We start from the raw sequence: 627 nt of genomic DNA, 5'->3' as shown, positions 1-627 counted from the left end.
GTCGTCGGTGACGACGCGCTTCTTGCGGCCGAGCCGCGCCAGCGTCTCGTCGATCAGCTTCTCGACCTCGGGATCGGGCAGCGCCGCGCGCGAACCCGGCTCGTACTTGTAATAGCCCTTGCCGGTCTTCTGGCCGAAGCGGCCGGCTTCGCACAGCGCGTCGGCGATCTCCGACTTGATGCCGCGGTCCTTGCGCGAGCGCCAGCCGATGTCGAGGCCGGCGAGATCGCCCATCGCGAACGGCCCCATCGGCATGCCGAACTTGGTCACGACCGCGTCGACCTGCTGCGGCAGCGCGCCCTCGAACAGCAGCTTCTCGGCCTGCTTGCCGCGCTGCGCCAGCATGCGGTTGCCGACGAAACCGTCGCAGACGCCGACCACCGCCGGCACCTTGGCGATCTTGCGCGCGATCGACACCGCGGTGACCAGCGCGTCCGGCGCGGTCTTGTCGGCGCGCACGATCTCGCACAGCTTCATGACGTTGGCCGGCGAGAAGAAGTGCATGCCGAGCACGTCCTGCGGACGGTTGGTCGCCTTCGCGATCTCGTCGATGTTGAGATAGGAGGTATTGGAGGCGAGCACCGCACCGGGCTTGGCGTATTGATCGAGCTTGCCGAACACTTCCTT

Annotated in this window: 1 protein-coding gene; it reads right to left on the bottom strand. The window is 67.3% G+C overall.

Annotation, left to right across the window (positions count from 1 at the left end; all coding sequences use genetic code 11):
* Window positions 1–627, bottom strand: a 627-nt coding sequence (locus J6500_RS31665; RefSeq protein WP_225716603.1) for a 3-hydroxyacyl-CoA dehydrogenase family protein, incomplete at both ends; no start/stop codon positions are given.

Origin of the sequence: Bradyrhizobium semiaridum, assembly GCF_020329505.1 — a bacterium.
Taxonomy (GTDB): domain Bacteria; phylum Pseudomonadota; class Alphaproteobacteria; order Rhizobiales; family Xanthobacteraceae; genus Bradyrhizobium; species Bradyrhizobium semiaridum.
The sequence above is the reverse complement of the archived record's forward strand: the minus strand, read 5'-3'. Positions and strand labels throughout refer to the sequence as shown.